The sequence below is a fragment of the Natrinema longum genome, from assembly GCF_017352095.1.
In the GTDB taxonomy this organism is placed as follows: Archaea; Halobacteriota; Halobacteria; order Halobacteriales; family Natrialbaceae; genus Natrinema; species Natrinema longum.
In genome coordinates, this window is the sequence record NZ_CP071463.1 from 456,864 (window position 1) to 482,491 (window position 25,628).

Here is a 25,628-nt window from a genome sequence, read left to right on the forward strand (position 1 = left end):
GCAGCCCGTCCGAGCCGCTGCCCTGCTGCTCAGTTCGAGTCGCTGCCGACTCGAGATGCCCGCCGCCGATCCCCTCGAGAGCGTCGCTCGACGATGTCCGCAGCGGCGGGTGGTCTCGTCACCGATCATATCGAGTGTCGAACGACATAATAATCCTTAATAGCGAACTGCCCCTGGGTTATTACATGGCAGTCGTCAGCGTCTCGATGCCGGACGAACTCCTGGATCGACTCGACCAATTCGCCGAGGAACACGGCTACACCGGGCGGAGCGAAGTCGTCAGGGAGGCCTCGCGGAACCTGCTCGGGGAGTTCGAGGACACCCGACTCGAGGACCGGGACCTGATGGGGATCGTCACGGTGTTGTTCGATTACGAGACCACGAGCGTCGAAGAACGGATGATGCACCTGCGTCACGAACACGAGTCCCTCGTCGCCTCGAACTTCCACAGCCACGTCGGCGATCACTACTGCATGGAACTGTTCGTCCTCGAGGGCGAACTCGAGGATATCTCGGCGTTCGTCGGGAAGATCCGGGCGACCAGGGACGCACTGACCGTCGACTACTCCGTGATCCCGGTCGATAGCTTCGATCCGCTCGCGCAGGGCTAGTCCCGGTTTTCCGGACGCACTCGGGGCAGTCCTGCCGTCTCGTGGTAGCTATCGCGGCCGGCCGCATTGAACGAATCGAAACGGAACGCGTAGTTTTACTGTTGTCCCGGCGAATGGAGACGTATGTCCTACCGGAAGGTAAACTACGAAGACGTCGAGGAGGTCTCGAGCGCAATGCACTTCCTCAGTGACCCACTCGAGACCGAACAGGTGGGCGTGACGGTCGCACGCTGTGACCCCGGCTGGAACAGCAAACCACACGACCACACCGACAACGATCACGAGGAGATCTACGTCCTCATCGAGGGAGCAGCGACGGTCGTCGTCGACGACGAACCGGTCGAGATGGAGGCGGGCGATGCGCTGTGGATTCCGCCGTCGTCGACGCGCCAGATCCGCAACGACGACCAGGAGAGCGCGTTCGTCCTCGTGAGCGCGCCGAGCATCGCCGACGACGACGGCGACGACGGGGAGTGGTCGCTCTCGGGCTTTGCCGGCTAACCGAGCGTCCGGACGGTTCCTCGAGGGCCCGCGCCGACCGAAGGCCGTCCGGCAAATCGGCGGGACGGTTTTGGTCGTCGGCGTGGTCGCCGGCAGCAGGTGAGAGTCCATCTACTCGAAACACCACGCAGCCATCTCGGTCGTCGTCACAGCGGTTCTGACCGCGTTGGTCCCGCCGATCGCTCCGTTGGGCTATTCGGTCCCGGCTGGGATCGTCGTCGCCTACGGCACCGCGGTCGGCGTCCTCGTCGATCTCGATCACTTCCTCATCGCCCGGTTCAAAACCGGGAACTGGAGCGCCGTTCGATTCTGTCTGTCTCACCCACGAACGGCGATCGTCGACCAGTCCGAGATCTTCGACCCCGGCGACGTCGGCGTCCTCTCTCGACTCCTGAGTCACGTGGTGGTCGGTGGCCTCGTGGTACCGGCACTCGCTCTCGTCAGCGCACCCCTCGCGATCGTGACCGGCGCGGTGCTCTATGCCCACTTGCTTGCCGATCTGGTCTGGGACATTGCCCTGCTCGAGGACCACGCGAACGAAGCCGCCTCGATGGACGATCTCGTTCGAACACTTCGATAACGGTGGGGGGCTACGGGCGGGAGTCGAGCAGATACCGGACCGGGAGTTGCAATATTCGCCCCCGGCTATTTGGACGGTCGAACCATCACGCATGATATGGAACTGCTCGACGACAGCATCGTCCCGGAGCACGCACACGACGTGAAAGCCGAGGCTCGCGAGTTCGCACGCGAACACATCCAACCGAACGCCCAGGAGTACTTCCAGTCGGGCGAGTATCCCGAGGAGATCCTCGAGGCGGGACGGGAAGCGAACCTCGTGGCACAGGACATTCCCGAGGAGTGGGGTGGCCGGGGCCTGGATCTCGCGCAGTTGCTCGCGATGACCGAAGAGTTCTACCGGGCCGACGCGGGGATCGCGCTGACGCTCCAGCTGGCGAGTTTCGGCTGTGAGATCACGTACGAACACGGCTCCGAGGAACAGTGTGAGAGGTACATCCGACCCGTCGCCGAGGGCGACCAGCGGTCCGGGCTCGCGGTCTCCGAACCCGACACCGGCAGCGACCTCGCGGGGATGCAGACCACGGCCGACAAAGACGGCGACGAGTACGTCATCAACGGGGAAAAGTACTGGATCGGCAACGGCGTCGAGGCCGACTGGATAACGCTCTACGCGCGGACCGGGAACGACGAGGACAACCGCTACGGCAACCACTCGATGTTCATCGTCCCGACGGATACGGACGGCTACGAGGCCGAGCATATCCCCGAAAAGATGGCGATGCGCGCCTCGAAGCAGGCCCACATCGAGTTCGACGACTGCCGCGTTCCCGAAGAGAACCTGATCGGCTCGGAGGGAGACGGCTTCATGCTCCTCGCGGACTTCTTCAACCACGGTCGCGTCGCCGTCGCCGGCCACGGGCTCGGTATCGCCGCGGCCGCTATCGAAGAGGCCTGGGAGTTCACCCACGATCGAGAGGAGTTCGGGCGGACGATCAGCGACTTCCAGAGCGTCCAACACGGCCTCGCTGACATGCTCGTCGAGTTCGAGAGCGCCCGGACGCTCACGTGGCGTGCCCGCGAGAAGGTGGCCAACGAGGACAACGCGGGCTACTGGGCCGCGATGGCGAAGACGAAGGCAACCGAGACGGCAGTCGACGTCGCCGAACAGGGCATGCAGTTCCACGGCGGCCGTTCGGTATTGGACGAGCGTCGGATCGCCCGCGTCTATCGGGACGCGCGGATCCCGGTTATCTACGAGGGGGCGAACGAAATCCAGCGCAACCTGATCTACGGGCAAGCGCCCTGAGTCGACTCGGCTCGTCTCCCCCGGCGGAATACGTCCGGTCACACGACTCCCAGTCCGCCGAACCGTCATCGCACCGTTTTTCTCGTCGGTCAGTGCGTGGTCGAAAGAACAATCCCGTTGGGTATCCACTATGCTGGCACGTTCGCTCCCGTCGTGATTGATATGTCTAGAGCCAATATTCGGAGGTCGAAACCGAGAATTCAGATGTCTGTAACCGGAACGCAACCAGTATGAGCCGGCCGCGCGTGCTCTGTGTCAGTAGCAATCGCTCGACGCGGGCGTCGCTTACGCTATCGCTTACGGACGCCCCAGTCGACGTCGTCATCGCCCAGCGATCCACAGAGGCGGCCGACCGACTCGAGCGGGAGGAGATCGACGCGGTCGTCATCGATGCGAGCACCGTCGCAAACGTCCCGGGACTCGTCGATACCGTCGACTCGGAAGCCCCCGAAACGCCGACGTTCGTCCACTGGGACGGGGACGGCGACGACAGTGTCGTTTTGAGCGACGTGCTCGCTCGCGCGGCCGACGATTCGGCAACGCGGCTGGCGAATACGATCACCGACCGTCTCGCGACCGAAACGAACACGCAAATACCGATCGAGACCGGCCCGAACGCCGACGGTTCCCACAAAGATGCCGAGAGCGCACATGCCGTCCGGGACCTCCCTGCGGACCTGATGGGACTGGTCAGCCGCGTTCGGTGCCGACTGGTCGATGCCACCTCACCCCGTACCGTCGAACGGACGCTCCGCGAAGAACTGACGGGTCACGATTCGATCACGTTCGCCTGGCTCGGGGAGTACGATCGCGGTGAACGAGCGGTCATTCCGTGGCTCTCCGACCACGACAGGGCCGAGTGGCCGCTCCAGAACTCGTTCAGTATCGGCGACGGCGACCACCTGCTGCTCGAGCGAGCCATCCGAACCCGAACCCTCCAGATCCAACAGTACGCCGAGAACTTCGTCGCCGGAGAGTCCTGGCATCCGGCGGTCTAGCAGGACGACCTCGACGGAGTCCGCCATCTTCTCGAGCGCTTCCTCCCCGTCGTAGGCCGTCTCGACGACCCACTCACCCTGAAGCCACGCGGCGAACAGATCCGCGAGCCGAGCTTCGTCGTCGACGACGAGCACTTCCGGCCCGTCACTCATTTGGTAACCCCTCCGTTCCTTTCATCGATTACAGCCACGCGTCACCAATGGTACCTCTGCGTGATAAATCTCGCCCCAGCTATCAATTTTCGGATAGCTGATACTCTCAAAAACGCCCGACTGCTCGGTTGTTTGTCCAATTACCGTGGCGAACGTCAGCTGGTCACATCGATCACGCGACGACTCTCGAGCCCGGTCGGCGGTCTCTCGGAGCCGTGAGACGATGCAGGCGGCGCTGACAGCTCGGGGGCAGCGTCTGGCCACCGGTTTCGGGTGCGGGTGGTCACTGTCGATCAGCGACTACTGGAACGATCGAGCAGATCCGAGTAGTCGGCGATGACCCCGTCGACGCCGGCCGCCGCGAGCTGGTGGGCCTGCTCGCTCGTCTCGACGGTCCAGACGTTCACGTCGCGGCCCTCCTCGTGGGCGAGGGTAACCGGATCGACGTCCGCCACGTCCGACGCGTCGACGAACGACGTCCCCTGAATCATCCCTATCGGCGGATGAATCGCCTCCGCGTCGTACGTCCGGGCGATCTCGAGCCCGTCCGTGATCGAGTCTCCAACCAGCGGTGCGATCGGGTACGTCGACGCCTCGCGGCTCGTCGCGAGTGCCGCCTCGTAAAACGACGAGAGGAGGATCTCGTTCTCGTAGTCGTCGCCGATCTCGAGGACGCGTTCGACGAACGGCCGCCAGATCTCTTTCTGGCCGTCCAGTTCGCTACTGGAGAGTTTCTCGCCGAACCGCAGGTCCGAACTGCCGGGATTCTTCAACTCGACGTTCACGCCGACGCTCGATGGGATCGCGTCCAGCACCGCCGTGAGAAGCGGGACCGTCTCGCCGCTGTCGAGTACCTCCGCGCTGGTCACGGTTTCAGTGTCGGTCTCCCAGACGATCCCGCTCGCATCGGTCAGACCGTCACCACCGCGCTCGGATAGCCCGTCGTCGTGGAAGACCACCACGTCGTCGTCGGCCGTCGGCACGACGTCGATTTCGACGAAATCGGCCTGCCGGGCGGTCGCTCCGTCGCCGTTCGCGGCCGCTTCGACGGCCGCGATCGTGTTCTCGGGGTTCTCTCCGGCGAACCCGCGGTGTGCGATGAGCGTCGGGTCGCTCTCCCGCGATGGCTCCCCCGTTTCGCGGTCGTCGTCGGTCGCCCCGCCCAGCCCGTCGGTGAGCCTGAGCCCGCTCGCCACCGTGAGTCCCGCTGCGCCGATCAGGACCCCTCGCCGACGACCCGTCGCCGTCGCCCCGTCTCGCTCCCCAGTTCGGATCGGTGGGGCTGTTCGATCGTCGACGCTGTTCGTCCGATTCGGAATCGACGTTCCACGCGACGGTCGCTCCGCAGTGGCGCGTTCGAGCATGACCGATCGTGGCTGCGTCTCGAACATAGCCGCTGCTATGAGGGCTCCAGAGCGGTATGTAGTCGCGGCTCCGGACGACGGGGCCCGGCGCATGCCACTGGACGAAGCACAATCGACCCGGGGCCGGATAGCGGTCGCTCGGAATCGACGGCCAGCGACGAAAACTAACGACCGCAACCAGTCACAGACTGATCGCACACCTGTCGTGCGATCCGGTCTGCACTGCCTCGCAGTGGCTCCTCTCGCTCACGACCGGATGCCCGACGGCGTGCCTCGAGGCCCTCAGCGGTAGGACAGCTCGAGTTCGCGGGCCCGCGTCAGCAGCTCGTCCTCGTAGTAGTCCTCGGTCTGTGCGGGTCGCATGTCGTCGATCGCACGGACCTGCTGGACGGTGTTCCGGAAGTTCTTGAAGGTGGCTTCGTCGACCATCTGGCCGTCGATGGTGACCGCGCCGGTCCCCTCGCGTTTGGCCTCGTTGAAGCGCTCGATCTTGTGGACGTCGCGCTCGAGTTCGTCGGGCGTGGGCATGTGGACGGTGTTGGCCTGGATCGTCTGCTTGGGGTACAGCGACCAGGAGCCGTCGAGGCCGAGTTTGGCTTCGTGTTCGACCTGGTCGGCGTACTCGTCGGCGTTGTAGTAAGTCAGCCCGGCGCGTTCCTTGAAGAGGTCGTCGAAGGGGCCGCCGATGGAGAGCAGGCCGCCGGCGCTGGCCTCGTTCGAGAGGGCCTCGAGGAGGCCGTCCCAGCGTGGCATGCCCTCGCCCAGATCGCGGCCGCCGAGTTCGGCCGCGTAGTCGACGGGACCGAAGACGAGCGCGGTGAGTCGGGAGTCCTCGCCGAACCTGGCGATTTCGCGCAGGTCCGAGCGGGCGCGCCCGGTCTCGACGATGATCGAGAGACCGATCGAGCCGTCGTCGTAGCCGTGTTCGGCTTCCGCTTCGGCGACGACCTCGGCGGCGCGTTGGACGTCCTCGAGGCGGCCGACCTTGGGGACGACGACGCCGTCGATCTCGTCACCGATCTCGGCGACGAGTCGGTCGATCTGGTCGCGGCCCTTCTCGCAGTACTCCTCGTCCTCGTAGCTCCACTCGACGCGGGGCCAGATCTCGCCGGGGAAATCGTACTGGGGGACCTTCTCGATGGTGTTCTCCAGCCCCTCGGCTTTCATGTCCGGTGCCGTCCCGTCTTCCATGTCGGGGACGAGCCAGTCGGGGGCCTGGAAGCCTTCCGCCTCGAGCGCGGAGGTGAGATACTTCGCCGAGTCGTCTTTCGGAACGGCGGCCGGTGCGGTCTGGAACGTACGGCAGAGTCGAATGTCGTCAGTCATGTGTATGTATCGGAGTGCGTATCTGTCTGCGTTCGTTTATGATGTTCGATCGTGTCAGTTAGAACGCTTTCGAATCTCGGCGGTTCGTGTTCCCGAGTAGACGGGTTCGTCGTCCTGATTGAACGCGATGTGTTCGAACGTCACCGTCCCCGCCTCGTCGCTCGAGGCGTCGTCCTCGGCCTCGATGACGCGCGTGAAGGCGTAGACGGTGTCGCCGACGGCGACGAACGTGTGGAACGATTCGTCGTCGAAGCCGACCTCGCGCCAGGTCTGTTCGTCCGAGCGGGCGTGGCCAAGCGCCGTCGATCGGGTCACGTCCCCGTAGGTGACGATGTTGCCCGACGGCGAGTCGCTCATCACGTCGACGTTGTGGTGTTGCTTGGCCGTGTTCAGCGTCGCCAACGGGAGCGAGGCGACGGTCACGTCGTCCTGCGTGCGGCCGCGCTCGTGGCGGTAGGCGACGGCAGCGTTCTCGTCGTCGGCTTGCTCGAGCGCGGCGACGAAGTCCTCGTAGTAGCCGCCCTCGGGCGCGATGAACTCCTCGGGGAGGTCGGGTTCGTCCTCGTCCTCGGCGGCCGCTGTGCCGCTTCCGTCGGTCGCGACGGGGTCGCGACGCGGGATCATGTTCGTCCGCTCGTAGGAGCAGAGCACGTCGCCGGTCTCGGCGTCCGTGCCGCGGGTTCGCCAGGAGACGATGCCGTACTCGGGTCGGGAACTCGAGGTCGCACAGTTGACGACCTCGCTCTCGACGTGGAGTTCGGTGCCCGCGTAGACGGGCGATTCGGGGAACCGCACGTCGGTCCGTCCGAGGAAGTAGCCGCCCTTCTCGCTGAGATCCTCGACGGTGATGCCCAGCGTCGCCGCGGTCAGATAGTCCGGGTGGATCGGCGGTTCGTCGAACCCGCGGTCCTCGGCGGCGTCGGTCCGCCAGTAGGCGGGGTCGTGGTTCAACGTCTGGCCCATCCACTGTTCGTTGCCCCAGCGGGTGAGGGTGAGCCCGGGATCGTGCTCGATCACATCGCCCTCCTCGAAGTCCTCGAAGCAGTTGCCCTTCTCTTTCGTCTCGACTTCCTCGAGTGCCTGTGCGAACGTGTCCGGATCGGTCCAGTCAGTCATCTGCAGTCACCTCGTCGGTCTGTTGCTGTCGGTCCCGCTTGCGGCGGGCGATCGTGCGTCGCATCTCGTTTTCGACGATCATGTACCCCTCGTCGAAGCCCATCCCGGGCTTTGCGAGCACCTGCGCGGCGTTGGTCGCGAGCGCGACGTGAGCGCAGGCGCGTGCGGAGGTTTCCGTCTCGTTGCAGGTGCCACCGAGATAGGCGCGGGTGTCGGTTCCCTCGCAGTAGCGGACCGCCTGTCCGCTGCGGTGGATGCCGCCCAGATCGGGCGTTTTGACCTGCACGAGGTCGGCCGCGCCGGCGTCGACGAACGCCTGCACGTCCTCGAAGGTGTTACACCACTCGTCGGCGACGATGTCGACGCCGACGTTGGCCTCGGCGAGCCCCTCGCGGAGCTCGACCATCGCGTCGATCTGGTCGGCGCGGTCGCCGACGTCCATCGGCCCCTCGATCTGGATCGGGTAGGGCGCGGCGGCTTCTTCCAGCGCGGCGAAGTAGTCGACGACCTCCTCGCGGTCGTAGGGCGCACCGAAGATCTCCCCGATCATGCCGTAGACGTCGATGTGGAAGCGGGGCTCGTAGCTTTCCGGGCCCAGTTCCTGGGAGCGTTCGACGAGCCACTCCACGTACTCGAGGAGGGTCTCGCCGTTTTCGCCGATCTTCTCGACGCTGTTGATCAGCGCGTGGGGCAGGACGGGAACGCCCTTGACGAACATCTTTTCCGTGTTGTTGTAGCGGTCGTCGCCCGATTGGCCGAAGACCGGAACCGGCTCCGTCGCAGGCTCGGTGCCGAGCGCGTCGGCCATCACGTCCGTCTTCGTGGTGGTTTCGGCCTCGGCCGCGGCGGCCAGTAGCGCCTGCGAGACGCCGTAGCGGATCGCCGTGTGGAGTCGGTCTCCCTCGACTTCCATCTCCTCGAGCAGTTCGGCGTTGTCGAGGAAGTCGGTCGCGTCCCGACCCTCGAGTTCGTCGGCGACGGGGCCCTCGATGACGGGGGCGTACGCCTCGGCCTGGAAGAGCGGGTCGCGCCCGCCGGCACCGGAGTACTGGACCGCGGCACAGTCGCCCCGCACGACGGTGCCGTCGGCGAGTTCGATATCGACGATGATCGACTCGCCGGCCTGTCGAATCTCGTCGAAGCCGTCGGTGACGGGCTCGCCCTCGTAGGTGAAGCCGTCGTGTTCGGCACCTTGCTTGATCGCGCGCTGGTCGTCGAAGAAGAACCCGGAGTAGCCGGGCGTGGCGTGTATTCCTGTAATCTCCATTTAGACGTCACCCTGGGGTCGGCCGATGAGTTTTCCGTCGCTGATCGCGTCGACGTCGTCCGCGACCATCCGGAACGACTGATCGCGGCCCTCGGTGTCCGCACGTTGGGACAGTCGGGCTCTGTGAATCTCCTTGATGTCGTCGTCCATCGCGAGGTCGGCCCACTCGAAGATGCGGACGCGACCGTCGTCGTCCCGTGCGGGAAGGACGGCACCCCGTGCGCTGTCGCTGGGTGCGAAGGGCACGTCGAGTGCGCCGGAGTCGAAGGCCTTGAGCGTCCCCTGAACGACGTCGCCGTCGCCGTGCTCGAAGATGGTGTCCATCAGACAGCGGGTCTCGCGCTCGATGAGGTCCTGTTCCTCCTCGATGCCGTCGATGTCGATCTTTTGCTCGATCGCCATGTCGATGACCTGCCGGGTCGTGCGCAGGCCAGCCGAGTTGGCCTCCTTGGTCGGAACCCCCTGGAACTCCTGGGGCGACTTGGTGATGACCTTGTCCGGCTGGGCGATGGCGGCGGTCATGCCGCCGAGGCTGATGACGCCGTTGGCGCGGGCCTCGTCCGGCGGGAAGCCGCCCATCCACTCGTGGAAGACCGTCGTGACGACGACCTCGTCGGGGAGGTACTCGTTGCCCAACTTCTTGAGGGCGTTCAGGGCGGCGACGTCTTGCACGACGTTGCCGACCTGCCCGTAGCCGAGGGTGATCGAGCGCACGCCCTGCGTGGCGGCGAGTTTGCCCTCGACCAGCATGACCGCGATCGCGATCGACGGCGGGACCAGGGTCCCCGTCAGTGGGCCGAAGGGTTCGCGGTTGATCCGCACGCCCCGTTCGGTGTAGGCCCCCGCGAGTCGATCGACGAACTGCCACTTCTCGATCGTTTCCTCTAACCCGTGGCGTTTCGTGTACGGAATGTTGTAGGAGATGGGGCCGCCCTCGAAGCTCTGGAAGCCGCCGGCGAAGGTGATCGCCGCGAGCAGCCGGGCGTCGGGCGTGCCGTGACGGACCTCGATCGGCGCGTCGACCGCGTCGATCAGTTCGCGGCAGCCGTCGACACCGTGGTTGACGGCCGGGAAGCCGTTGAGGGTGTCGTCGCCCGTCTCGAGGGCCTTGTCGAGCCCCTGCTGGGCCTTCTCGTACTCGTTGTCGCGCGTGTACGAGTCGATCGTGGTCGGCAGGAGATCGGCCTGTCCCTCTTCGAGAAGGTACTGGAGGAGTTCGATCTGGTCGTCGAGCCGGGGAACGCCGGCTCGTGGCTGGAGGAGGGGCTTGTCGGCCGACTCGAGGACGTCCGCGAATCGCTTGTGGTCGGGAAGCGACTCGTGGTATTCGATCGCGTCCTCGAAGTCGACGTCTGCACCCGTCGGCCAGTTCGACCGGATCTCTTCGTCGATACGCCGTAGCTCGTCGGATGGAATGCGTTCGTCTCGTATCATCTGGGCATCTACGAAGTGATAGTCGCCCGTTCCGACTCCGTCGGTGAGATCTGGAGATCCTCGCGGAGCGCGGCAATCGCGTCCTCAGGGTCGGTTTCGGAATCGAAGACGCGGTCGAAGCCGAGCTCCCGGAAGGTACGGCGGGTCTGCTCGAACTCGTCTTGACCGACGGCGAGGTTGCCGCCGATGTACGTGACCGCGTCGACGTCCGCGTCCTCGAGGACGCCGTGGAATCCCTGGCAGTCCTGCTCGGCGTGGCCGTAGAGCGAGGAGACCAGTACAGCCTCCGCGTCGTGGGTTACCGCTGCCTCGGCGAACTCCTCCTGGGAGGTCTGAACGCCGAGATTCACGACATCGAAGCCGGCTGCACTGAAGGCTTGCTCTAAGATTGTGATGCCAACGACGTGGGCATCGGAGCCGATCACGCCGAGGACGACCGTTTGGGACATCGTATCCGAAACCATGAGCGACCCCCGTATAAACCTAATGATCTTCCATGATAATACTCATTAAATATCCTTTCACCATCTCAATGTCGAATGATCACACGACCATTGGTACGCAGAGACAACTACATGATCGATGGTAAGGGTTTTGGTAGTGGTTTCGGAAGGGTGGTATACACACATGGGAGCGCTCTCGAACCTTCGCGTTGTGGATCTGACCCAGGTGCTCGCTGGGCCGTACTGCACGATGTTACTCGCGGATCTCGGTGCGGACGTCGTCAAGATCGAACGGCCGGGTGGCGACATGATCCGATCGAACCCCCCGTTCGTCGACGATTCCGAGGAGGAGGCCTACGGCGGCTACTTCCAGAGCGTCAACCGGGGCAAGCGCAGTCTCGAACTGAACCTCGGGGACGAGGCGGACCGCGAGGACTTCCTCTCGCTCGTCGAGGAGGCCGACGTCGTCGTCGAGAACTACCGCTCGGGGACGATGGAGAAGTACGATCTGGGCTACGAGACCTTGAAAGAGTACAACGAGGACATCATCTACTCCTCGATTCGGGGCTTTGGCGACCCGCGGACCGGTGAAACGGAGCGGCAGGGCCAGCCCTCCTTCGACCTCATCGCGCAGGCGCTGGGCGGCGTCATGGAAACCACCGGCCAGCCCGACGGCCCGCCGACCAAGACCGGGCCCGGCGTCGGCGACCTCTTCACCGCGACGCTGAACTGCATCGGGATCCTCGCCGCCGTGAACCACCGCGAACAGACCGGCGAGGGCCAGTACGTCGACACCGCCATGTACGACTCGATGCTCAGTTTCACCGAACGCGCCATCTACCAGCAGTCGTACACGGGCGAGGCCCCAACCCGGCGGGGCAACTCCCACCCGACGCTGTTCCCCTACAACGCCTTCGAGACCGCCGACGGCTACGCCGTCATCGCCGCGTTCAACAACAACCACTGGGCCGAACTCTGTGACGTGATGGGGCGAGACGACCTCGCCGAGGAGTACCCCACGACCGCCGAGCGCCTCGAGCACCGCGATCACCTCCGCGGCGAGATTTCGGAGTGGGCCATCGAGCAGACCAACGACGAACTCGTCGGCCAGCTCGAGGGACTGGTCCCCGCCGCGCCGGTCCAGACCACCGAAGAGATCTTCGAAGACGATCACGTCCACGCGCGAGACATGCTGGTGCCGGTCGAACAGCCCGGGGCCGACGCGGACGTCGAGATCGCGGGCACCCCGATCAAGATGAGCGAGACCAACCCCCGGCCCCGCGGTCGCGCGCCGCTGCTCGACGAGCACCGCGAGGAGCTACTGGGCGAGGAGTCCGAAGCGGCCGACGACTGAGCGGCGGAATATCGATTCGTTTCCGGCCGAACTGTCCGTTCGAAGAACGACACCGGCTTCGAGTCGAGAACAGCTATCGTCGCAACTGAAAGTCATTGTACACCTGATCGCACGACAGCGTTGCGATCAGTGTGTGAATCGTTTCAGTTGCGACGATAACAGACGCACGCACCGCCTTCTCGGATCCGATTGCTGACGTGGTCGTGTATTTCGCGAGCGAGTACTCGCATCGCGTCAGCCTGTGCTTTCGTCGGTCGTCTCCCACCGTAGTCGCTGTCCGTCCGGTTCTCCGTGTACAACCCCTCGAGTTTGTCCGTGGTCGGGCGCGAGAGAAGTGCGAGCTCCGATGCGCGATCGTAGCAGTACGCGTGATCGTGGAAGTCTCGCAATTCATCCCCGCCTTCCGCGAGTGCGTACGCCTCTATCGATCGCTCGATGGCTCCGAAACAGAGTTCGATAGTCGCGGTATAGTACCCGTCCTCGTCGATTCGTTCGACGGCGCGAAGGAGCGAACAACCCTTCGTGAGTTGGGCTTTCCAATCGTCGTCCGTGTCGATCGCTTCCTCGTACGCCGGGATCCCGTGTCCGGCCTCGTTGAACGCGTCGACGGCGGTCTCAAGCGCGTCCGTGATCGCGTTCGGATCGGATCCTCACTCATCGGTGCCCCCCCGGAGGATCATGTTTCGAACGGTTCCAAACGCCTCGGTCTCGTAGAGCGCGATTCCATCTCGGACGATTTCTCGAAGTTCAGGGAGATAGTTCGGAACTGCCGGCAGCGCTTCGACATCGATCTCGTACGCGTACCGACCAGTGTCGAACGATTCGTCCTCGAGGTGCCGACGGACTCGATTCGCTTCCCGCTGGTTTTCCATTCGGTCGTCTTCGACCAGTACCCAGAGATCGATGTCGCTTCGTCGATCGGCCTCACCGCGGGCGACGCTCCCGTACAGGACGATCGCAACAACGCCGTCCAGTTCGTCCCCGAGCGTCTCGACAGCCGTCCGTACGGGATCGTGGAACTCCGATTGCGGGATTCGGAAATACGGATCGTCCGGAACGGACAGCCGTTCCCGGTTGATCCGTACCAGACGCTTCCGACCCCGTCGTTCCGTGACGACGAGGTCGTTGCTCGAGAGGACGTCGACCGCCTTGGTAACCGCCGGTCTCGAGCGATCGACCGCGGTCGCGAGGTCCGTCATCGAGAATTCGGAATCGTGATTTCGGCTTAAGAGTGTCAGAACGTCGTCGATAACCGCGGTTCTGAATAATCGTCGGTCATCGACCGGGATATCCACGGTTATACTCGTTCGGTTCGCCGATGATCCGTTCGACTCCGTTTTCATTGTAAGCGTTATCTTACGCTATCTACTTAAAGTTTATATCAGGAGCGGGAACTACTGATATACCATCGACTCCCCAGACTGCAGACGTCCGGTATCGATTCGCCGCCCACTTCGTCGTCCGCAACCGCCATCTCGAGCGACCCCAGCGACCGGTGGTTTCTTCAGGTGACAATTCAAGAGGACAGCCATGAGTCAGGCGACGCTGTCGGATCGCCCGTACACGAATTCGAATCTCTTCTCCGGGTACTATCTCGACGAGCGGATTCAGGACCGCGAGGAGTGGGACTGCGACGCAGCCGCGAGCGAGGCTCTCGAGGAACTGCAGGCGCTGTACGACCTCGAGTCGAAGCTGGTCGACGGCTACAAGGAGGATCCGCTGATCGACAACTGGATCGACGAGGTACTCGAGATCCTGGGCTTTGGAACCAACGTCGAGACGACGCTGCCCGACGGCGGGGGGTACGTCGACGTGCTCCTGTTCGAGGACACCGCGGCGCGCCGGGACGCGGCCGAGGTCTACCTGAGCAGCGAAGAGACGGCGGACCTGTTCGATCGGGGTGTCGGACTGGTCGAAGCCAAACAGTGGGACGCCGACTTCACGACCCGATTCAGCGACCAGCGGCCGTATCGCAACGCCTCCCACCAGATCAAACACTACCTCGAGCGGACGCCCGAGGGGATTCAGTGGGGCGTGTTGACCAACGGCCGCAAGTGGCGACTCTACGGGACGAAAGACTACGAGACCCAGACCTACTACGAGATCGATCTGCCGGAACTCCTCGAGCGCGGGGATCTCGAGGCGTTCAAGTACTTCTACACGTTCTTCCGGCCGGCCGCGTTCCGGGAGTCGGGTGGGACGACCTACCTCGATTCGGTTCGCTCGGAGAGCGAGACGGTCGCACAGGAACTCGGGGAGGACTTACAGGACAACGTCTTCACGGCGCTGCGGGTGTTGGGACGGGGGTTCGTCGAGACGAACGATCTCGCGATCGATCCCGACGACGACGACGGGCTCGGGGAGCTCAAAGAGCAGTCGCTCGTGCTCCTCTATCGGTTGATGTTCGTCCTCTATGCCGAATCGCGGGGCCTGATCCATCCGGAGGGCGGGGACGCGGTCGCGGAGTACGAGGAGAACTTCAGCCTGGACGAGTTGCGCCTCGAGATCCACGAGGAGATCGGCGAGGTCGACGACGGGTTCGACGACGCCTACAGCGAGCACTCGACGACGATGTGGAGCCGGCTCGAGGACCTGTTCCGGCTGATCGACGGGGGTGAGGAATCGCTGGGGATCCCGCCGTACAACGGCGGGCTGTTCAACCGTGAGACCCACGACTTCCTGGCCGAACACGAGGTCAGCAATCGGTATCTCGCGGAGGTCATCTATCGGATTTCGACGACGGAAAACGACGAGGGCCGCTACGTGCTGGCCGACTACGCCGACCTCGATACGCGCCATCTGGGCAGCGTCTACGAAGGGCTGTTAGAGCACCAGTTCCGGATCGCGCCCGAGGACTACGCCGCGGTCGCGGCAGACGGCGGGCAGGTCTGGAAACCCGCCACGGAGGTGTCGGTGGCGGAGGCGGTCGAAACCGTCGACGAGGGCGGGCTCTACGTCGTCAACGACGAGGGCGAGCGGAAGGCCACGGGGGCCTACTACACGCCGGACTACGTCGTGACCTACATCGTCGAGGAGACGGTCGGGCCGCTGGTCGCGGAGATCAAAGCCGATCTCACCGAGCAGGGCTTCGAGCCGGGGACCCACGAGTATCTCGGGGCCTTCTACCGGCGGGTCACCGACCTGAAGATCCTCGATCCGGCGATGGGCAGTGGCCACTTCCTCACGCGGGCGACGGAGTATCTGGCCCAGCAGGTCATGGAGGAGGTGCGCGAACTCGAGGAGGCGACGGCCTTCGACGAACAGCGGGTGCGCCGGGACGTGGCCAAGGAGTGTATCTACGGCGTCGACTTGAACGGGATGGCAGTCGAACTCGCGAAGCTCTCGATGTGGCTCGAGACGCTGGCGGCCGATCAGCCACTGGCCTTCCTCGATCACCACCTCAAGGCGGGCAACTCGCTGGTCGGCTCGGACGTGACGGCGGTGCTCTCGAGCGAGACCGCGGACGACGGCGGCCAGTTGACCCTCGAGCAGGCGCTGGCCCGCGTTCGCCAGGACACCTTGGAGCACGTCATGGACCGGATGCAGGAGTTGCTCGAGATCGACAACGAGTCCCTCGAGGACGTCAAGTCGATGGAGGAGATTTACGACGAGGTGCGGGCCGACGCGTTCTATCAGCGCCTCTTCGAGGTGACGAACGTCCATACCGCCGAGCAGTTCGATCTGGACGTGCCCGAGGGGGCCTACGAGCGGCTGGCGCGAGCGATCGACGACGACGAGGCGTGGGCGGCGGTGCAGGGCGAGGACTGGTTCCAGACGGCCCAGGCGATGAGTGGTGACGAGGCGTTCTTCCACTGGGAGTTGGAGTATCCCGAGGTGTTCTTCGATGACGATGGAGAGAAGCGGGAGGGGGCAGGGTTTGATGCCGTAATCGGGAACCCCCCATACGTGAAAATACAGGAACTACGGCAAGCGGTTCCCGAGCAAGCGAATTACCTTACTAACTCGTATCAGTCTGCAACTGGGAATTTCGATCTCTACGTATGCTTTACCGAAAAGGGGCATCGATTGCTAAGTGACGATAGCGAGTTCGGCTATATCGAACCTCACAAATTCTTCCAAGGGAATTTCGGTGAAGGTCTGAGGGAATACATCTCGGAAAATACCGCACTCAAGAAGATTGTCTCATTTGGTGATTCACAGGTATTCGAAGCGGCTACGATCTACACGTGTTTGTTGTTCCTCTCTAAATCGCCTCAAGAGGAGTTCGAATATACGGAAGTTGACACGGAAGTACTAGAAGGCTCTGATAATATTGAGTTAAACACAATCAAAGCCGACTACGGCGCTGACTCGTGGGCATTCAATTCTGCAAAGGTCGCTAGTGTCCTCGAAACAGTCTCTGGCGCAGGTCCAGAACTACAAGAAGTCAGCGAAAAAGTATTTCAGGGGATTGCGACCAGTGCAGACGCTGTCTACATTTTAGAACCAGTAAGTGAACCGAATGATGGTGAGATTGCTGTCAAGAATCAAGAAACCGATGAGACACATGTACTGGAAACAGGACTTCTAAAACCAATGCTCAAAGGGAATGACTCCGACCGTTATCGTCGGGTCGATCCCCGTTTGAAAGTTATTTTTCCGTACGAGATTTCAGAGAATCAGTCCGAAGCGGAGTTCGTCTCAAAACAACGGCTAGAACAAGAGTATCCGAAAACATACGAGTATCTTTGCAGCCACGAAGAAACACTACGTGAAAGAGAGAGCGGGAAGATGGACCATGACCAGTGGTGGGATTACGTCTATCCGAAGAATCTACTGGACTACGAAAGAGAGTACATAATCACGCCGCGACTCGGCAATCAGCCAGAGTTTACGTTGAAACCATCTGGCATATATCACAACACCGACATAGAAGGAATACCGCTCGAGGAAGACTGTAACCTGGATCCGAAGTATGTCCTCGCGTTATTGAATAGTAACGTCTTCTGGTTTTTCATGGTTAACACCGGATCCACCTTTAGGGGAGGATACTATACGTTTAGAAGTGAGTATCTCTATCCCTTCTCGATTGCTGGCGGAAACAAGGATATCAGTGTTGATGGAACAATCTCCGACGAAATCAAAGAATCACACACTGAATACCTAGAGGGAGCTATAGATAGCAATCAAATCCTTCAAACCTTGTTTTCCGAAGGTGCTAATTTCGCTGTTCAACATGAGTTGCTCTGCTATCTATCTGAGAGGATTATGTCCTATAATAACAATCTAGATTCATTAACGCTAGATCCCCTCGAGTATCTCGCGAACTATTCGGAAGGTCCGACACTTGATGACGCTGGCTTCTATCAGCCACCAAAGACTGCGCCAACTGACTCTATTCTCTACGAAACCACGGGAGAACGTGATAATCTCCGTATTGGTCGTGTTGAGATACAACGGCCGAGCGATGATACTGTCGTTGTTACCGCTACCGCTCGTTACAAGCCTGACGATGAGTCAGATTATGAGACTGATCGGTGGGGCTATACTGAAACTGATCCTATCGAAGCGTTCCGTCTAACTGATCTCGACGAACTTGAGGCCAGTCTCATCGAAGTGTTTGTCCCTGTTGCCGTAGAAGAAGCTGATGGTTTCGCGAACTTCCGAGAGACTGCAACGAAAACTAATTCACCCGCAGATCGGCTGAAAGCACTGATTCTTCCTGCTATAGACAGTGTGGACGACGAGTTGGGTCACTACCTCGAGACGACGGCTCGAGCCGAAGAACTCGAGGCCAAGATCGAGAAGACGGACGAGTTGATCGACGAAATCGTGTACGAACTGTACGGGCTGACCGAGGAGGAAATCGAGATCGTCGAGGAAGCGGTCGGCGACTGAACTGCGCGCCACGTGGCCGGGAGCGTGTCGCCGCGCGGGATCGCGCGGCGGCACGCGACTCGGGGAAGGGCAGGCCTGCGGTCCTCCTGGCGGTCTTTCACTGTCGTAGTGCCGTGGGAAGGACACGTCTCTCTCGAGGTTCTAGCGTCCAAAAATACGCTCGAGACCCGTTTGCGAACCGGCCGGCCGACGGGTGCTGTCGACGGTAGGGTGGTGTGTCAGGTGGTTCGACTCGACGCGTCGACCGGCCGGCTGACCGCCGGGGCTCGAGCCCCGCGGTCGCACTTAGCGCTCGCGGTTTATCAGTCCCGGCGAAACGAGACAGCCACACGGACTCGCGGTGGCTCGATTGGGACCGGTCGCGGAGACGATGGCGACGGGCGTGCCACAACGCGGGCAATCGGGGAGGTACTGCGAGCCGTGGTCGTCGGGCTCGCTCGTATCGCGGTCGACATCGCTCGAGCCGGACTCGACGTTGCTCGAGCCGGACTCGGCAGTACTCGAGCCAGGGTCGACATCGCTCGAGTCAGGATCGCTACACATCGGACTCACCGCTCGCGACTGTGGCTGGCGCTGGGGCTCGTTCCGTCGGGCGATTCGGGTGCCGTGCGGGACGTTTATATCCCGGTAGAATGAACGTAATCATGCTTGCAAATCCCCGGTGAGGGATTTGGAAGCAAGTCTCGGGTGTGCACCCACCCGGGGCGTTTTCATCTAGCCCCCTTTTCTGGAGACTGCTTCCAGTTTAGGCGTTGACCTATTGTGACTTATATCTACTGCAAAGTGGCTGGAAAAGAGTCGGGGCCGAGCTATCTCGACCGCCAGACACCGGCTCGAGACCCTCCCGTTCCGGACTCGAGACACCCTCGAGAACCCCTCGAGAAGCCCGAAACCCCGCACTCGGGCCGGCGTCTCGATCGACGACGGGGACGACGGCCTCGAGTCGGCCACCACGACCGACGGCCGCCATCTACTGGGTGACGAGCTGGTAGAAGGAAACCGAGTAGACCAGCAGGAACGCGGAGACGACGCTGCTGATGACCGTCGCGACCGCTCCCGCGGCGATCAGCCCGCCCGTCGAGAGGACGGGCAGTCCCAGCTCCGCGGCCTCGGGCGTGGCCAGCATCGACAGGCTCCCGACGAAGAGGCCGACCAGGCTGCCGCCGACGACCGCCACGAGCATGTACCCGATCGTCGCCAGGAGGTTCGACCGGACGACGCGGTAACTCCGCTTGAGGCCGTCGATCGCCGTCTCCCCCTCGAGGACGATCGCCTGCCCGTAAAACTGGAGGAAGAAGAGGAACACGAGGTAGACGAGCGCGACGATGGCGGCGACCCCGCCCAGCACGACCACCGGGAGCGCCCCCAACTCCGCGATGCCGACCAACAACGCCCCGAACCCGACGAAAAAGAAGATCATGCCGAGGATCATGTTCACCACGAGGAGCAACAGATACGCGATCAGGATCTGGACGTAGTGTGCCTTCCCGGTGGCGACGAACGTCCCCAGCGAACTGCGCCCCTCGAGTGCCTCGTCGGCCATGCCGATCATCCCGCCCTGGAAGAACGGCGCGACGACCAGGCTGAGGAGTGACGCGCCAAGCGAGAGCACCGAGGCCAACAGCGGTCTCGACGACTGGAGGAGCAACTGGGGGAGCTGGAACGCCAACAACACGAGCGCGGGAACCACGAGTACGGGCGTCCGGACGAGCGCGCCCGGCGACCGCCGAAGGGCCTGAACAACTGCCATACCCCGATATTTCAACCAGCTATACATATAGGTGTGGGAACGACTCGAGGGACGCGGGATCGGAACCGACGACGCGACGGACGGTCGGAGACCCCGCGACCCGAACCGACCCCCGTGCTCGAGGCCCGAACGCGGGATCGACGAGCGGTCGAACGGGCAGCGGAGACCGACCAAAGCGGCGGGCCAGCCGGGCGTTGCCGTCCCAAATCTTCATATCAGTGTGTGTTGTGCCCCCACAGGGGTGTGTTATCACATGCCATCAACTGACGCGGTACTGGAGCATCACCTGTCGACGTTCGGCGAGCAGGACCTGGCGGGCGTCATGGAGGACTACACCGAGGAGTCGGTGGTCGTGACCAACATGGGGACCTTCGAGGGACTCGACGAGATCGAGGGGCTCTTCGAGGACCTCTTCGCCGAGTTCTCACAGGAGGGGGCCACGATCGACATGCAACAGGAGACCGTCGAAGACGAGTTCGCCTACATCGTCTGGCAGGCCGAAACGCCCGAGAACGTCTACGAGTTCGCCACGGACACGTTCTACATCCCGGACGACGAGATCCTGTTCCAGAGCTTCGCCGGGAAGCGCTCCCCGAAGGACTGACGCGACGGGCCGGGATCACCCCCCTCGTCGTCCCGTCTTCGACGGGCCGTGAGCACCGGCGGTCCGAGGTGCCGATCGGACGTGAGACGGACTCCTGCCGATCGGTGCCGGCCCAGCCGCGGCCCGCCATGGGGGTGTGCCGGGACATCGGGGCAGCGGATCGTCCGAACCCACGCCCGCTCGAGTCCCCGACCGAGCGCTCGGCTCGCGGAAACGGACGCGTCGCGGTCGATTCGACACACGTCCCGGACCCGGCCTCGAGGGGCCACAGGAGTGCAGCCGTCCCCGTCCTGTCGTTGCCGATGACTGTCCGGCTCGAGGGAGTGATGGGGGATCCTGAACGAAAATTGAAGTAGTGATCGACCCCTGGTATGGATGGGGTGATCACCTTGCGCGACCACAACCGCGTTGTGGCCGTGTGCGCCAGCTGTGACTCGGTATACGCAGCGAAGGAACTCTTGGACGGCCGTATCCGCCCCATCGGAACGACGGCCTGTTCCTGTGGGTCGACGGAGTTCCAAGCGCTCGGGTGAATCGTCCCGCTTGCAAGTACGGGCCGTCGGTCGCGGTCGACTCACCGACGGCCCGTTTTCGACTGCAGTACACGGGCGTAGCGTCGTAAATAAGGAAATAGTATATTACGCCACGATGCGTACTGTTCTCATGGGATATACTGTCATTGACGCGACGGCCGTCGAACCGAGGGACGGCCTGTCGGGCGACCACTACTATCTCGACGATGCGGTCGATCTGGATCGGCTTTCCATCCAACTCGTCGAGGCCGACCCCGGCGAGTCGTTCGCGCCGTATCACTCGCATCGGGAGAGCGAAGAGGTGTTTTACGTACTGGACGGCCACCTGCACGTCGAGACGCCCGACGAGGAGTACGTCGTCGCCGCCGGGGAGTGGTTCGCCGTCGAACCGGGCCACCCGCTCCGGCCGTTCAACCCCGCCGATGCCGAGGACACCGTTCGTGCCCTGCTGTTGAACGCCAAACGCGACGACTTCGATCCGTACGAGCCGGATCGCTGAGGCCGGTGACCCGAGGGAAGCGACGCCGGAAGTGCAGTCGCGAGCCGCGAGTCCCCCGACCGCGAGCGCTGAGAAGCGGCCCCGGTGGTCCGTCGGTTCGTCGAACGGACCGACCCGCCACGGCGACGACCGAAACCCAATTCATCCCGCGAGCGCCACTAGTCACCTGTGAGAGAACTCGTCTTCGCCCTCGAGTACGATCCCGGAACGAACCCGGTCGCGGACACCCTCGAGTCGCATCCGGAGACGACGGTTCGGTCGCTGTCGTGTCACGTCACGCCCGAGAGCCTCTGGCGGGTCGACCACGCGACCGGGTCCGCGGCGGGGATCGAAGCCCTCGAAGACGCCTACCGGGAGCCGACGTTCTGTGCGGACTGTCTGGTTCGGGACAACTGCGGAGCCGACTGCGAAACGCAGGTCCTCGATCGCGGCAGCGACGAACTCGTCGTCTACACCTACTGGGATCGGACGGACGTCTGTACGTCGGTCCCCCACCTCGCCCTCGAGCGCTTGGGCGAGGGGCTGTTGTTCGAGACCTACCGGGAGGGGCGGCGCTACCGCTGGCGGATCGTCCTCGGGAGCGACGCACCGGTCCACGAGTTTTTCGACGCGCTCGGCGACGAGGTCGGCGAGTGTACCGGCATGGAGATGCTGCGGCTGACCGACCTCGATCCGGACCGCGACCGACTCGAGGCCGAGGACACGCTCCCGGCCGAACAGCGGGACGCACTGCGGGCCGCCGTCGAACACGGCTACTACGAGACGCCCCGGCGGATCGACCTCTCCGAACTCGCGGCCGAACTCGACGTGCCGCGGTCGACGCTCTCCTACCGGCTCCGCCGGGCCGAAGCGAGCCTCGCGACGACGTTCGTCGACGAGGACGACTCGCTCGAGACGCTCGCAGCGGGCCACTGACCGGGTCCGATTTCCTCGTGCGACGAAGGGGGAGTTGGCGCACGCCGAATAACCGGTATAGGGAACGAGTGAGTAGGGACAGGTAATGAGTGACGCTTCACCACCGACACCGCCGGAGTCGGACGCCGACGACGCGGGCTCGAGTCGGACCCTCGAGCTTCGCGTCCCCGACATGGACTGTCCGTCCTGTGCCGGGAAGGTAACGAACAGCGTCGAGCGACTCGAGGGGATCGACGACCTCGACGCGAGAGTGACAAGCGGTCGGCTCGTCGTCGACTACGATCCGACGCGAACGAGCGACGAAGAGATCCGCGAGCGGGTTCGAGCGGCCGGCTACGAGATCGTCGCCACGGACACGGAGCTGACGGTCTCCGTCCCCGGCATGGACTGTGCCTCGTGTGCGACCAAGGTCGAAAACGCCCTCGAGGACGTCGACGGGATCGGGACGATCGAGACCCGACCCACCGCCGGCCGCGTGACGGTGACGGTCGACGAGACGGTCGATCCAGAGCGGGTCGTCGACGCGATCGGGGCCGCGGGCTACGACGCGACGCCGATCGGGGAGACCGGCGACGGGATCGGCGACGAGCAACCCGTCTGGCGGAGTCGGCGAGCCGTCATTACGGGCGTCGGTGCCGTCCTCGTGGCAGTCGGGATGGCCCTCGAGTTCGTCTTCACCGGGGCCGACCCGACCCTCTTTACCGTCGTCGGCCGGAGCTACGACCTCTCCTCGCTGCTCTTTATCCTCACCGCGGCCGTCGCCGGCGTGCCGATCTTCCGGAACGGCTACTACTCCGTCCGCAATCGGAGCCTCGATATCGACTTCCTGATGAGCGTCGGCATCGTCGCCGCGGTCGGAGCCCACCACCCCTTCGAGGGGGCCACGTTGGCCGTCCTCTTCAGCGTCGCCGAACTCCTCGAGCAGTACTCGATGGACCGGGCACGGGACTCCCTGCGGGAGCTGATGGATCTCTCGCCGGACACGGCCACCGTCAAGCGTGCGGACGGCTCCGAGGAGACGATCCCGGCGGCGGAGCTGGCGATCGGCGACGTCGTCACGGTTCGGCCGGGCGAGAAGATTCCCGCCGACGGCACCGTCCTCGAGGGCGAGAGCGCGGTCGATCAGTCGCCGATCACCGGCGAGAGCGTCCCCGTCGACAGGAGCGAGGGCGACGAGGTCTTCGCCGGGACCATCGCCGAGTCGGGCTATCTCGAGGTCGAGGTCGAGCAGGCGGCCGAGGACTCGACGATCGCCCGGATCGTCCGGCTGGTCGAGGACGCCGAGCGCGAAGGGACGAAACGCGAGCAGTTCGTCGACCGCTTCGCGAGCGTCTACACGCCGATCGTCGTCGTCCTCGCGATCGCGGTCGCCGCCGGCCCACCGCTGCTCGTGGACGCGTCGTGGAACACGTGGTTCCTGCGCGGGCTGACCCTTCTGGTCATCGCCTGCCCCTGTGCGTTCGTCATCTCGACGCCGGTCAGCGTCGTCTCCGGGATCACGAGCGCCGCCCGTAACGGCGTGCTGATCAAAGGGGGTCGCCACCTCGAGGCGGTCGCCGAGAGCGACACCCTCGCGGTCGACAAGACGGGGACCCTCACGACGGGCGATCTGTCGGTGACCGACGTCATCCCGCTGGAAGGGGCCGACGAAGAGGACGTCCTCCGGCGTGCGAGCGCGGCCGAGCGTCGGAGCGAGCACCCCCTCGGGCGGGCGATCGTCGGCTACGCCGAGGAACGGGGGATCGACCCGAACGAGCCGGACGTCTCGGCGTTCGAAGCGCTGACCGGGAAGGGAGTGCGCACCGACATCGACGGGGAGACCCACTACGTCGGGAAACCCGCTCTCTTCGAGGGGCTTGCGGACCTCGAGCACACGCACGCGACGACCGACGGCGGGACGGTCATCGAGTCGGCCGACGCCCGACCGGACTGCGAGCGCGAAGGCTGTCTCGACGTGGCGAGCGATGTCGTCCCGACGCTCGAGGCCGAGGGCAAGACCGTGATCGTCGTCGGCACCGAGGACGGCCCGCTGGGGGTCATCGGCGTCGCGGACCGGGTCCGGCCCGAAGCCGAGTGGGCCGTCTCGCGGCTGCAGGAACGAGGGATCCGCGTCGTGATGCTCACCGGCGACAACGAGGGGACCGCCCGCGCGATCGCCGAGCAGGTCGGGATCGACGAGTACCACGCCGAGTTGCTCCCCGACGAGAAACTCGAGTGGATCGAGCGACTCGACGGCGACCGCGACGGCGATGGGGACGGGAGCCGCGTCGCGATGATCGGCGACGGGATCAACGACGCGCCGGCCCTCGCGACGGCGGGCGTCGGCATCGCGATGGGCGCGGCGGGGACCGATACGGCCCTCGAGACGGCCGACGTCGCGCTGATGAGCGACGACCTCACGCGACTGCCCTACCTCTATGAACTCTCGACGAGCGCCAACGGCGTCATCCGACAGAACATCTGGGCGAGCCTCGCGGTGAAAGCCGTCCTCGCGGCGGGCGCACCGTTTGGCATCGTGACGGTCATCCACGCGGTCGTCATCGGCGACATGGGGATGAGCCTCGGCGTGACGGGCAACGCGATGCGACTGGCGAACGTCGAACCGGAGCTTCCGGCGGCTCTGGCCGACGGCGACGGGGACGCGATCGAACCCGGCGACGAGTGACGATCGAAACCCGGTCTCGATCGACTCGAGCGCCGGGACTGATGCCCGGCGCTGGAGACCCCACGGGCGTCATCGCTCGGTTCACGCGCCCCCGTGGCACCGACTGGAGGAGGAGTACGGGCACAGAACCGACCGGACTCGGCAGCATATCCCCGAAACGCTTTCTGTGACCTGCCTCGTAGCGCAGCTATGTCGACGACCGTCGAAACGCCCGATGCGGACGAGGAGTGTGCCTACTGTGGGTCGCGTCTCTTCGACCACGATCCGATCTGCGTCCGTGATTGTACCGACGACTGTGGCTCGCCCACGTACTTCTGTCACTACGCCTGTCTCTGGGCGTACGTGGATGCAAACGACCTGACGACGGGCGATGCGTGCACCTGGTCGCCCGACGAAAGCGGTCGGTGTTGAGCGAGAGTCAGTGGTGGA

Annotated in this window: 22 protein-coding genes and 1 pseudogene; 12 read left to right on the plus strand and 11 right to left on the minus strand. The window is 63.8% G+C overall.

The genetic code is table 11. The features are described from left to right. Positions 1 to 185 precede the first annotated feature (185 nt). The 5 genes from nikR (at position 186) to J0X27_RS02280 (ending at position 3,938) form a co-directional block, all read left to right on the plus strand. Positions 186 to 611 (plus strand): nickel-responsive transcriptional regulator NikR, encoded by a 426-nt coding sequence (gene nikR, locus J0X27_RS02260; RefSeq protein WP_097381588.1) that lies wholly within the window; start codon positions 186 to 188, stop codon positions 609 to 611. A gap of 123 nt (positions 612 to 734) precedes the next feature. After that, on the plus strand, positions 735 to 1,112 hold the full coding sequence (locus tag J0X27_RS02265) for a cupin domain-containing protein (protein ID WP_207270864.1): 378 nt from the start codon (positions 735 to 737) through the stop codon (positions 1,110 to 1,112). A gap of 178 nt (positions 1,113 to 1,290) precedes the next feature. Further along, on the plus strand, positions 1,291 to 1,692 hold the full coding sequence (locus tag J0X27_RS02270) for a hypothetical protein (protein ID WP_224214722.1): 402 nt from the start codon (positions 1,291 to 1,293) through the stop codon (positions 1,690 to 1,692). A 96-nt stretch (positions 1,693 to 1,788) separates the two neighbouring features. Further along, a complete protein-coding gene (locus J0X27_RS02275) occupies positions 1,789 to 2,940 on the plus strand; it encodes an acyl-CoA dehydrogenase family protein (RefSeq protein WP_207270865.1) in 1,152 nt (383 codons plus the stop codon). A gap of 230 nt (positions 2,941 to 3,170) precedes the next feature. Next, positions 3,171 to 3,938: a response regulator gene (locus J0X27_RS02280; RefSeq protein ID WP_207272114.1), complete on the plus strand. Its 768-nt coding sequence runs from the start codon at positions 3,171 to 3,173 to the stop codon at positions 3,936 to 3,938. On the opposite strand, the pseudogene J0X27_RS02285 reads toward J0X27_RS02280, so the two are convergent. From J0X27_RS02285 to glmS, 7 genes and pseudogenes are all read right to left on the minus strand, one after another. After that, positions 3,897 to 4,091, minus strand: a pseudogene (locus J0X27_RS02285) (response regulator transcription factor); the annotation flags it as partial. The gene J0X27_RS02280 and the pseudogene J0X27_RS02285 sit on opposite strands and share 42 nt — an antisense overlap. Before the next feature lie 293 nt (positions 4,092 to 4,384). After that, a complete protein-coding gene (locus J0X27_RS02290) occupies positions 4,385 to 5,455 on the minus strand; it encodes a glycerophosphodiester phosphodiesterase (protein WP_207270866.1) in 1,071 nt (356 codons plus the stop codon). 282 nt (positions 5,456 to 5,737) lie between these two features. Further along, complete coding sequence (gene citE, locus J0X27_RS02295) at positions 5,738 to 6,781, minus strand: L-malyl-CoA/beta-methylmalyl-CoA lyase (protein ID WP_207270867.1); 1,044 nt, start codon at positions 6,779 to 6,781, stop codon at positions 5,738 to 5,740. Between the two features lie 54 nt (positions 6,782 to 6,835). Beyond that, positions 6,836 to 7,897 (minus strand): 2-methylfumaryl-CoA hydratase, encoded by a 1,062-nt coding sequence (mch, locus tag J0X27_RS02300; RefSeq protein ID WP_207270868.1) that lies wholly within the window; start codon positions 7,895 to 7,897, stop codon positions 6,836 to 6,838. Continuing rightward, positions 7,890 to 9,164 (minus strand): methylaspartate ammonia-lyase, encoded by a 1,275-nt coding sequence (locus tag J0X27_RS02305; protein WP_207270869.1) that lies wholly within the window; start codon positions 9,162 to 9,164, stop codon positions 7,890 to 7,892. The genes mch and J0X27_RS02305 overlap by 8 nt, the downstream gene beginning before the upstream one ends. Beyond that, positions 9,165 to 10,598 (minus strand): methylaspartate mutase subunit E, encoded by a 1,434-nt coding sequence (locus tag J0X27_RS02310; protein WP_097379508.1) that lies wholly within the window; start codon positions 10,596 to 10,598, stop codon positions 9,165 to 9,167. 8 nt (positions 10,599 to 10,606) lie between these two features. Continuing rightward, positions 10,607 to 11,062 carry a methylaspartate mutase subunit S gene (glmS, locus tag J0X27_RS02315; RefSeq protein ID WP_097379509.1) on the minus strand — a complete coding sequence of 152 codons (456 nt, stop codon included), beginning with the start codon at positions 11,060 to 11,062 and terminating at the stop codon, positions 10,607 to 10,609. Between the two features lie 163 nt (positions 11,063 to 11,225). Between glmS and mct the strand changes: the two genes are divergently transcribed. Beyond that, complete coding sequence (mct, locus tag J0X27_RS02320) at positions 11,226 to 12,395, plus strand: succinyl-CoA:mesaconate CoA-transferase (protein ID WP_207270870.1); 1,170 nt, start codon at positions 11,226 to 11,228, stop codon at positions 12,393 to 12,395. A 143-nt stretch (positions 12,396 to 12,538) separates the two neighbouring features. Here the strand turns inward: mct and J0X27_RS18250 are convergent, their stop codons facing one another. Then, positions 12,539 to 13,027 carry a DUF8154 family protein gene (locus J0X27_RS18250; protein ID WP_484549480.1) on the minus strand — a complete coding sequence of 163 codons (489 nt, stop codon included), beginning with the start codon at positions 13,025 to 13,027 and terminating at the stop codon, positions 12,539 to 12,541. Between the two features lie 18 nt (positions 13,028 to 13,045). Continuing rightward, a complete protein-coding gene (locus J0X27_RS02325; RefSeq protein ID WP_224214682.1) occupies positions 13,046 to 13,594 on the minus strand; it encodes a nucleotidyltransferase domain-containing protein in 549 nt (182 codons plus the stop codon). 331 nt (positions 13,595 to 13,925) lie between these two features. Here J0X27_RS02325 and J0X27_RS02330 point away from each other — a divergent pair, with 331 nt between their 5' ends. Further along, complete coding sequence (locus J0X27_RS02330) at positions 13,926 to 18,233, plus strand: Eco57I restriction-modification methylase domain-containing protein (RefSeq protein ID WP_207270872.1); 4,308 nt, start codon at positions 13,926 to 13,928, stop codon at positions 18,231 to 18,233. A 285-nt stretch (positions 18,234 to 18,518) separates the two neighbouring features. On the opposite strand, the gene J0X27_RS02335 is transcribed toward J0X27_RS02330, so the two are convergent. Next, positions 18,519 to 18,776, minus strand: coding sequence for a hypothetical protein (locus J0X27_RS02335; protein ID WP_207270873.1), 258 nt, complete (start codon positions 18,774 to 18,776; stop codon positions 18,519 to 18,521). 427 nt (positions 18,777 to 19,203) lie between these two features. Further along, positions 19,204 to 19,983: a DUF7847 domain-containing protein gene (locus J0X27_RS02340; RefSeq protein WP_207270874.1), complete on the minus strand. Its 780-nt coding sequence runs from the start codon at positions 19,981 to 19,983 to the stop codon at positions 19,204 to 19,206. A 253-nt stretch (positions 19,984 to 20,236) separates the two neighbouring features. Between J0X27_RS02340 and J0X27_RS02345 the strand changes: the two genes are divergently transcribed. The 5 genes from J0X27_RS02345 to J0X27_RS02365 all read left to right on the plus strand — a co-directional run bounded on the left by J0X27_RS02345 (position 20,237) and on the right by J0X27_RS02365 (position 25,610). Then, complete coding sequence (locus J0X27_RS02345) at positions 20,237 to 20,587, plus strand: nuclear transport factor 2 family protein (protein ID WP_207270875.1); 351 nt, start codon at positions 20,237 to 20,239, stop codon at positions 20,585 to 20,587. Between the two features lie 663 nt (positions 20,588 to 21,250). After that, a complete protein-coding gene (locus tag J0X27_RS02350) occupies positions 21,251 to 21,619 on the plus strand; it encodes a cupin domain-containing protein (RefSeq protein WP_207270876.1) in 369 nt (122 codons plus the stop codon). A 168-nt stretch (positions 21,620 to 21,787) separates the two neighbouring features. Then, positions 21,788 to 22,534: a helix-turn-helix domain-containing protein gene (locus J0X27_RS02355; protein WP_207270877.1), complete on the plus strand. Its 747-nt coding sequence runs from the start codon at positions 21,788 to 21,790 to the stop codon at positions 22,532 to 22,534. Positions 22,535 to 22,619: 85 nt separating this feature from the next. Beyond that, entirely contained in the window at positions 22,620 to 25,199 is a 2,580-nt protein-coding gene (locus J0X27_RS02360; protein WP_207270878.1) for a heavy metal translocating P-type ATPase, read from the plus strand. A 189-nt stretch (positions 25,200 to 25,388) separates the two neighbouring features. Beyond that, positions 25,389 to 25,610 carry a hypothetical protein gene (locus J0X27_RS02365; protein WP_207270879.1) on the plus strand — a complete coding sequence of 74 codons (222 nt, stop codon included), beginning with the start codon at positions 25,389 to 25,391 and terminating at the stop codon, positions 25,608 to 25,610. The last annotated feature ends 18 nt before the right edge of the window (positions 25,611 to 25,628 follow it).